Origin of the sequence: Bacillus sp. JJ1521 (genome assembly GCF_036965165.1) — a bacterium.
Taxonomy (GTDB): Bacteria; Bacillota; Bacilli; order Bacillales; family Bacillaceae_L; genus Ferdinandcohnia.
On sequence record NZ_JBALOX010000151.1, the window covers coordinates 7,601 to 7,892 of the forward strand.

Sequence of the window (292 nt, forward strand, 5' to 3'; positions counted from 1 at the left end):
CCTTTTAAGGCGGCAAGCTGGTATGCCTTGCGAATTTCTTCTGCTGAATACTGGTCTAGCTTGATTTGGGTGTATTCTTTTTGAATGCGCTTTTTCGATAGTTCACTTAATTCTTCCTGGAGGATTGTGTTTTGGAATAGGTTTTCTCCTGTTTCCGCGACTGCTTCCAGGTATGTACATGATAATTCTTCCTTTAGAATTGTTGCTGTATTATCGATAACCGTAAATAGTTTTTCAACTGCAGATATTTGTGCCATAGTTAAAACTCCTTTTTCTAACTAAATCAAATGCG

At 37.7% G+C, this 292-nt stretch carries 1 pseudogene; it reads right to left on the reverse strand.

The features are described from left to right. A pseudogene (locus V7147_RS18980) lies at positions 1-257 on the reverse strand (class I SAM-dependent methyltransferase); the annotation flags it as partial. Positions 258-292: the final 35 nt, after the last annotated feature.